We start from the raw sequence: 8601 nt of genomic DNA, 5'->3' as shown, positions 1-8601 counted from the left end.
ATGAGCAGACAATTTATTTACCTCCCTACATTGGTTAAGATCCAACCTTTAATTAGTTAAGCTGAAGCAACTCTTAAAACTTCATCAATAGTAGTTACACCTTCACAAATTTTTTTTAAACCATCTTCCTTTAGCTGACACATCCCTTCTTTAATAGCTGTTTCTCTTAACTTACCGGAAGTAATATTACTGGAAATTAAATCTCTTATGGTATCAGTCATTATCATCAACTCAAAAATGGCTATTCTACCTTTATACCCGGTTTCTTTACAATAGGGACATCCTTCACCTTTATTTAAGATTATTTTTCTGCTATCCATACTATACTCTTCTAAAATTTTCGCCAAATCTGAGGTCAACTTGACTTCTTTTTTGCATCTGGGACATATTCTGCGGACTAATCTTTGAGCTATAACTCCAATTACTGAAGATGAAATTAAGAAAGGTTCTATCCCCATATCGATTAATCTTATTACTGAGCTGGGGGCATCATTGGTATGAAGTGTGCTTAGAACCAGATGACCGGTGAGAGCCGCCTGAACAGCTACCTCCGCTGTCTCTTTATCTCTTATCTCCCCTACTAACATAATGTCCGGGTCTTGCCTTAAGAAACTTCGGAGCCCAGCAGCAAAGGTAAGTCCAATTTTCGGTTTAGCCTGTACTTGATTGATCCCTTTTAATCTATATTCTACCGGATCTTCAATAGTCATAATCTTCTTTTCTGTTGAATTTAATATATTTAGAGTAGTGTAAAGGGTAGTAGATTTTCCACTTCCGGTGGGACCAGTGACTAAAATTATACCATTGGGTTTTTTTATTAAAGATGTAAATTTAGGAAGTATATCCTGGGAAAACCCTAAAGCATTTAATTCTAATAAGATACTGGTTGGATCTAATATCCTTAAAACTGCCCCCTCTCCATTAACGGTGGGGAGAGTTGAGACCCTGATATTTATCGTTCTTCCACCAACATTGACTTGAATCCTGCCATCTTGGGGCAATCTTCTTTCGGCAATATCTAAATCTGACATTATTTTAATTCGAGAAATAACTGCTAAACGAAGTTGACGAGGAAGAGACATTACATCGTGTAAAATTCCATCTATGCGATAACGTACTTGAAGAGTTTCATCACCAAATGATTCTATATGAATATCACTGGCTTTTTCTTTAACTGCCCTTAAAATCATCAGATTAACCAGGGAAATAATAGGGGCTTCCTCACCTGCAGTTAAGGCAGATAGTTCTGCTTCTTTCTCTTCTTCTTTCAATACAGTTACGGTCATATTTTCAACTTTATCAATTACCTGATCCCATTCATCAGTCACCCCAAATACTTCATCTAAAGCTTTATTAATATCTTCACCATAAGATAATACTGCTTCCAGGTTATAGCCTAATCTTATCTTAATTTCGTCATAGGCAAAAACATCTAAAGGGTTAGCCATAGCCACCGTTAATTTATTTTCACTTTTATCTATGGCGATAAGCTGATGTCTTCTGGCCATCTCCTCGGGAATTAGTACTACTATTACGGGATCAGAATCTATATCGCTTAAATTTACATATTTTACTCCAATTTCTTCTGCTAAAGCAATCATCATCTCATCTTTTTTAAGTATATTAAGCTCAATGATTATCTTTTGAAGGTCTTTACCGCTATCTTTCTGCATTTTAATAATTCTATCTATATCTTTTTCTGAGATTAAACCTTTTTTACGTAATATATCAGATAAGAATTCCCCGGTGATACCTTTTTCTGCTGTTCTTTGCATTTTTCCTCCATTTTTTTACCAAGGTTTATAATTTTAAACTATTTTTAATATTACTCCCATAAATATTGCCAATGATGTATTGATAATCCTTTTTAAATTATATACTTTTTCTATTCTTTCTGGACTTACCTGATAAGAGATAAGGCTTACCACTACAAATAATATAAAAATTACGATGGTCCATTGTTCATCTAAATACTGGGCTGAGAGTGTTAAAAATAATCGGTAAAATTTATCTACTATTTTATTGGCTGGTATTTTTATTTTTATTATTTTTTGCTTATTTAATTTTTGGGGTTTAAAAGGAACATCTTCTTCTTTTATATATATAAGTAATATCGGTATAAAAAAAACTGTAATAATATATCCTATTAAACTTATAATAAATATATCATTATTATAGAGATGTATCAAGTAATCTATAAAAACATTATTAAAGGGGGAGGTTAGTAAAATCTTTTCAGTGAAGTTGAAAGTTAATACGGCAATTATAGAGAGGTGTAAAACCTGATCAAGTAAAAATATCTTTAGATTAGGGGTATCTGCTTTTTTAGAATGTTTCTGTTTTAGTTTATCGATTACGGTATGCGATAGAAATATAATTAAAAGCACTGCTATAACTTTTAGATTTTCCAAATAGGGGAAAGTAAAGAGAATTGAAAATATCAATACTATAAGGGTATGCAGTATTACTCCCCATTCAGTATTCATCTTTATATTAAATATTTGTTTGGTTTGTAAGGGAAAATCTGCAATTACATGGGCAAGGAGTAATCTATAAAATAGAAACATGGGTATTAATTCTCCAATTAACCAATTGACCTATTTGCCAATTAGCTTATTCACCAATTCTCCAATTTACCGATTAGGAAATTAAAAAATTTGATGTTCAAAAATCATATTTACAATATTCCTCATTAGTCTTGCCTGCTTTAGAATTTTGTTTGTCATATAATTTTAAGTATTTAATGAAACCATTAATTTGTTTTCCTAAATCTTTGGCTAAAGAATAATTTTCTTGAAAATCTTTTTGATTAATATATTTTAAATCTAAAGCAATATATAAGTCATTCTGGATTTCAGATATTGAACCTCTGGCTATGATTAAAAATTTTATAAAATCTTTTTTAGAATAACGGTCAAAGCCTTCGGCAATATTAGAACCAATAGAAACCGTAGCACGGGTAATTTGTGAAGTTAATCCGTAATTTTCTTCTTTGGGGAATTTCTTAGTTAAATTATATATTTTGTTTGCAAATTTTCTTGCATCTTTCCAAACTGGTAATTCTTCAAATGATTTTAGAGTAGGCAAATAAAATTCTCCTTAATTTATTATTTCTCCAATTGGAGAATTGGAAAATTGGTGCATTGGTGAATTGGTAGATTGGTGAATTGTATCATTTTGGCCAATTACCAATTTCTTTTTTTATTTCATCTCTTTTAAGCCAGAAAAATAGAATAATTTTTTCGAGGGAACGTTGAAAGGATGTTCCCATAGAATCTCTTTTAATTATGGGAGTAACTAAAATAGTAAAAAGTTTTAATCTGTTGCCTCCCCATATATCGGTAAAAATCTGGTCTCCTATTACCACTGTATCTAAATAATTGGCCTTCATAATCTTAAGAGCATTAATAAAGGTTATACCTAAAGGTTTAAAAAATTTTGAGTAATAAGGAAGGTTTAATATTTTGGCAATTTTTTCTACTCGGTTAGAATTGGAGTTCGAAACAATACAAATTTTTAATTCTAATTTTTTTGCTTCTTTAATCCAATTAATAACTTTATTATCTATTTCATTATTGCCCCAGGCGATTAAAGTGTTATCTAAATCTACAATAATACTCTTTATGTTTTTTAGTTTTTTTAATTTTTTTAAATCTAAGTTATAAATTGAATCAACATATATCTTAGGTTTTAAAATCTCAAACAATTATCTTTCTCCTTATCTATTCGTTAGATAGTTAGTAGGGGCGTATTGCAATACGCCCCTACCTGCCATTCACTATATACTAAATACTAATTTTAAGTTCTTGATTTTATTTTACTTACTATTATATCAATTGCTACATCGTTTAGTCCACCCTGAGGGATAACGATATCCGCATATCTTTTAGAAGGCTCTACAAACTGTAAAAACATAGGCTTTACAATATTTAAGTATTGTTCAATTACTGATTCCATAGTCCGCCCTCTTTCTTTGGTATCTCTTACTAATCTTCGAATAAATCTTTCATCTTCATCGGCATCCACATAAATTTTTATATCCAACAGATCTCTTATTCTTTTTTCGGTTAATACTAAAATTCCTTCTAATATTATTATATTTTGAGGAGTTATTTTTTCTGTCTCTTTATTCCGAGTATAATTTGTAAATGAATATATAGGTTTTTCTATTTTTTTCCCTTTAATTAATTTCTTTAAATGTTCTACTAAAAGTTCACTATCAAAGGCTGAAGGGTGATCAAAATTTATTTTTTTTCTTTCTTTTAAGCTAAGATGGCTTAAATCTTTATAATATGCATCTTGCTGAATTATTACTACATTTACTCCCTTTAAACTTTCATATATTTTACTCGCAACTGTAGTTTTTCCGGAACCAGTTCCTCCAGCAATACCTATTATTAATGGTTTCATAAGCTTTCTCCTGAATGACAAATTTAGTGCCAGGCACCTTTTTTGTCATTATGACAAATTTAGTGCCAGGCACCTTTTTTGTCATTTTTGCCATTTTTGTTCTTTAAATGTTCCTCATAAGTTTTGGAAAATATATGCCTCCCATTATCTCCTAAGACAAAAAATAAATAATCTTCATTTGCGGGTTCAAGGGCGGCAATTATTGAATCAATCCCGGGATTACAGATTGGGCCTGGCGGAAGACCTTTATAGAGATAGGTGTTATAAGGAGATTCTATTTCTAAATCAGATTCCTCTAATTTTTCTTTAGGTTTTCCTAAAATATATTGAATGGTAGCGCAAGATTGTAATTTCATACCGCTTTTTAATCGGTTATGAAAAACAGAAGATATTTGTTTTTTTTCTTCAGCAAATTTAGCTTCTTTCTCAATAATTGAAGCCAGAGTAATAATTTCATCCATAGTAAATCCAGTTTGCTCAGCTTTATTTATTAATTTATTATCTACCGCTACTTGTTCAAAATTTGATAACATAAGTTTAAGCATATTTTCTGCTCCATATTTTTTAGGCACTTCATAAGTATCAGGGAATAAATAACCCTCCCAAGATTTTTCACCATATTTTACTAATTTTAAAAAAGATTCTTTCTCTACGATCTCTTTTTTATCCAATAGTTCTGCAATTTGGATAGAGTTATAACCTTCTGGAATAGTTATTTTATATACAACTATTTCTCCTCTGGCTAATTTATTTAATATTTGAAGCATATTCAGAGAGGGGCTAAGATTGTATTCTCCAAATTTTAGTTTAGCTTCTAATTTTGATAATTTAATTAAAATTATAAATAGGTAATTATTTTTTCCTATTATTTCATTTTTTTCTAAAATATGCACAATCTCTTTTGCATTAGTACCGGAAGGGATATCGATAATTTTTTGGATGGTAGAATTTTCTACCAAGGGGAAAGATATTGCGGTAAGAAATAAGATAGTGACTAAAAAAATCAAGGAGAATACAAAAAATAATTTATATAGGAAGTTCATTTTTTTATCTCTGTATTATTTATCATCCTTCTATCTAAAAACGATTGAAGAATTAACATTGCTGACATTTTATCAATAACTTTTTTTCTCTTTTTTCTACTTCTATCTGCTTCGATTAATATTTTTTCTGCCCTGGCTGTAGTTAATCTTTCATCTTCTAACTCTACTGGTAGTTGGTAATTTTCCTTAAGTTTTTGAGCAAAAGAAAGAGCTTTTTTTGCTTGTCCACCTAAAGTTCCATTCATATTTTTAGGAAGCCCTAATATTATTTTTTCTACTTTGTATTGATCAATAATTTCTTTTAAATTTTTTAAATCCTCTACCTCGTTAACCGAATTGATGGTTGGTAATCCCTGAGCGGTAATTCCTAATTCGTCACTTATAGAGATCCCAATTCTTTTTTCGCCTAAATCTATTCCTAAAATTCTCATGAGTTAATTCACCAATTTGCCAATTAGCCAATTAGCCAATTTGCCAATTCACCAATTGACTAATTACTAAAGATTTACTGTGGGCACGATGCATCGTGCCCCTACATAAATAATCACTTGCTATAAAAGAATAGTTTGTGTAGGGGCGTATTGCCTGTCTGCGTGCGGACACGCACAGGCAGGCAATACGCCCTTCCCAGACGTTATCTGCTCATAATGATTTATATATCTAAATAAGTTCGAATACTTTTTCTAAAGCTTGATTTAGCTGGTCTACTTTTGGTCCCCCAGCTTGAGCCATGGTTTTCTTTCCGCCACCATTTCCCCCGATAATAGGGGCAATAGATTTTATTATATTTCCTGCATTAAAACCTTTTTTTACTAAATCATCAGTTACCATAGCTAATAGTCCCACTTTATTTTGATCTAATTCTGTACCCAATACTATTACACCAGACTTAATTTTTTCTTTAATCAAGTCACCCCAATTCCTTAAGTTATCAAAATCTACTGCTTCAACTTTTGCAGATATAACATTTACTCCTTTGATTTCTTTCTTTTGGGAAATCAAACTATCCACTTCATAGTGAGCTAATTTATTTCGAATAATTTTAATTTCTCTCTTCATATAGTTATTATCAGCTATAATCTGATTAATCTTGGCTAATATTTCAGCAGGTGCAGTTTGTAATTTATCTGAAACTTGGTTAATAATGTTTCCTTTTTCTTCCATATATTCTAAAGCTCTTTCTCCAGTTATTGCCTCTATTCTTCTTAAACCACTCCCCACTCCTTGTTCATTTAATATTTTAAATAGAATTATATTAGAAGTAGAATTTAGATGAGTTCCCCCACATAATTCTAAACTAAATTCTCCTATCTTTACTACCCTTACTTGTTCGCCATATTTTTCACTAAATAAAGCCATTGCTCCCATTTGTTTGGCTTGATCAAAAGTGGATATTTTTGTCTCCACTTTTAAATCCTCTAATATTTTTATATTTATTAAATCTTCAATTTTTCCTATTTCTTCTCTACTTAAAGTAGCAAAATGATTAAAATCAAAACGTAGATGATCATCATTTACTGCAGAGCCAGACTGTTTCACATGGTTCCCCAATACTTCTCGAAGTGCTTGGTGTAAGAGGTGTGTAGCAGTATGATTTCGAGCAATTGCCTTTCTACGTAATAAATCTAATTTAACTAATACTTTATCGCCAACCTTTATTTCCCCTTTTCTGATTTCAGCAAAGTGAGTTATCAATCCTTCCAGGGGAGTTTGAGTATCTGATATTTCAATTAATAAATCATCGGCAGATAAAGAGATAATTAGTCCTTGATCTCCAATCTGTCCACCTTTTTCAGCATAAAATGGTGTTTTCTTCAAAATTATTTCACATCTATCTCCCGCTTTTACCTCATCTATTAATTTATCTTCTTTTATAATAGCCATTATTTTGCTTTTAGCTTCATCAAAATCATAGCCAATAAATTCTGTTTCTCCTTGCTCTTTTAAAATATCCTGGTATAATTTCTGCTTAATTTTATCACCTTCAGCAGTAACTTTAGTTCCCACCCAAGATTTTCGAGATCTTTCTCTCTGAGCTTTCATTTCATCTTTAAAATCATCTTCATCAATCCCAAAGCCATCTTCCTCAAGAATGTCTCTAGTCAATTCTAAAGGGAATCCATAGGTATCATAAAGTTTAAATACCTCTCCCCCGCTAAGTTTATTTTTATTCTTTTCTTTTAATTCTTCTTTCATCTTATCTAAGATTTGTAGCCCTAGATTTAAAGTTTCCTGGAATTTTTTTTCTTCAGTAAGGATTATTTGGCAGACCTGGTTTTTTTCTTTAGGTATTTCTGGATAAACTTCTTTCATTAAATCTATCACCATAGGAGCAATTTCGTATAAAAAGGGTTGATCGAATTTAATAATCTTTCCATAACGGAAGGCTCTTCTCAATAGCATTCGAAGAACATAACCCCGTCCTTCATTAGAAGGAGCTATCCCATCAGAAACCATAAAAACCAAAGCCCTAATATGATCAGCAATTACTTTTAGGGCTAAATCTTTTTTCTTATCTTCTTTATATTTTATGCCTGCATTTTGAGCCACAAATTTTATAATGGGCAAGAACAAATCTGTTTCAAAATCTGTATCAGCATTTTGCAGTACAGAGGCTATTCTTTCTAAACCTAAACCAGTGTCTATATTCTTTTTTGGTAAAGGAGTAAGTGAGCCATCTTCATTACGGTTGTATTGCATAAATACCAAATTCCATAATTCAAGATATCTTTCGCCATCTACTCCTACTCCGCCACCCTCTTGGGAGGCTTTATCTTTACCCAGATCTATATATATTTCAGAACAAGGTCCACAAGGTCCAGTCGGGCCAACTTTCCAAAAATTATCTTCTTCTCCTAATCTGATAATCTTTTTTTCAGAAAGACCTACCAGATTATGCCAGATATCAAAGGCTTCGTTATCATCTTGATATATGGAGACCCATAGTTTTTCTTCCGGAAACCCCATAACCTCGGTAAAAAATTCCCAAGCCCACTTTATGGCATCTTCTTTAAAATAATTGCCGAAAGAAAAGTTTCCTAACATTTCGAAAAAAGTATGATGTCGAGCAGTCCTTCCTACATTTTCAATATCATTTGTTCTAATACATTTTTGGCAAGTAGTGGCTCTTTTTAAGGAAGATTTAACC

8 protein-coding genes are annotated in these 8601 nt (G+C 31.4%); all 8 read right to left on the bottom strand.

Features of this window, described 5'->3' with window-relative positions; genetic code table 11:
- Positions 1-56: 56 nt before the first annotated feature.
- Complete coding sequence (gspE, locus tag COZ07_RS09905) at positions 57-1775, bottom strand: GspE/PulE family protein (protein ID WP_406608404.1); 1719 nt, start codon at positions 1773-1775, stop codon at positions 57-59.
- 33 nt (positions 1776-1808) lie between these two features.
- Positions 1809-2567, bottom strand: coding sequence for a DUF3307 domain-containing protein (locus COZ07_RS09900; RefSeq protein WP_406608403.1), 759 nt, complete (start codon positions 2565-2567; stop codon positions 1809-1811).
- Between the two features lie 97 nt (positions 2568-2664).
- Positions 2665-3087: a four helix bundle protein gene (locus COZ07_RS09895; protein WP_406608402.1), complete on the bottom strand. Its 423-nt coding sequence runs from the start codon at positions 3085-3087 to the stop codon at positions 2665-2667.
- 85 nt (positions 3088-3172) lie between these two features.
- Positions 3173-3706, bottom strand: a complete 534-nt coding sequence (locus tag COZ07_RS09890) for a YqeG family HAD IIIA-type phosphatase (RefSeq protein WP_406608401.1) — start codon at positions 3704-3706, stop codon at positions 3173-3175.
- Positions 3707-3798: 92 nt separating this feature from the next.
- Positions 3799-4410: a uridine-cytidine kinase gene (gene udk / locus COZ07_RS09885; RefSeq protein WP_406608400.1), complete on the bottom strand. Its 612-nt coding sequence runs from the start codon at positions 4408-4410 to the stop codon at positions 3799-3801.
- A gap of 59 nt (positions 4411-4469) precedes the next feature.
- Positions 4470-5453, bottom strand: coding sequence for an endolytic transglycosylase MltG (gene mltG, locus COZ07_RS09880; protein ID WP_406608399.1), 984 nt, complete (start codon positions 5451-5453; stop codon positions 4470-4472).
- Positions 5450-5884 carry a RuvX/YqgF family protein gene (ruvX, locus tag COZ07_RS09875; protein ID WP_406608398.1) on the bottom strand — a complete coding sequence of 145 codons (435 nt, stop codon included), beginning with the start codon at positions 5882-5884 and terminating at the stop codon, positions 5450-5452. The genes mltG and ruvX overlap by 4 nt, the downstream gene beginning before the upstream one ends.
- A gap of 229 nt (positions 5885-6113) precedes the next feature.
- On the bottom strand, positions 6114-8601 hold a 2488-nt coding region (gene alaS / locus COZ07_RS09870), incomplete at its 5' end, for an alanine--tRNA ligase (RefSeq protein WP_406608397.1).

The sequence above is a fragment of the Candidatus Infernicultor aquiphilus genome (assembly GCF_002784285.1).
GTDB lineage: Bacteria > Atribacterota > Phoenicimicrobiia > Phoenicimicrobiales > Phoenicimicrobiaceae > Infernicultor > Infernicultor aquiphilus.
The sequence above is the reverse complement of the archived record's forward strand: the minus strand, read 5'-3'. Positions and strand labels throughout refer to the sequence as shown.

Excerpts from the sequence above, each read along its gene's own strand:
- udk (WP_406608400.1), bottom strand. The coding sequence starts at position 4,410 with ATGAAACCATTAATAATAGGTATTGCTGGAGGAACTGGTTCCGGAAAA.
- mltG (WP_406608399.1), bottom strand. The coding sequence starts at position 5,453 with ATGAACTTCCTATATAAATTATTTTTTGTATTCTCCTTGATTTTTTTA.
- COZ07_RS09900 (WP_406608403.1), bottom strand. The coding sequence starts at position 2,567 with ATGTTTCTATTTTATAGATTACTCCTTGCCCATGTAATTGCAGATTTT.
- gspE (WP_406608404.1), bottom strand. The coding sequence starts at position 1,775 with ATGCAAAGAACAGCAGAAAAAGGTATCACCGGGGAATTCTTATCTGAT.
- ruvX (WP_406608398.1), bottom strand. The coding sequence starts at position 5,884 with ATGAGAATTTTAGGAATAGATTTAGGCGAAAAAAGAATTGGGATCTCT.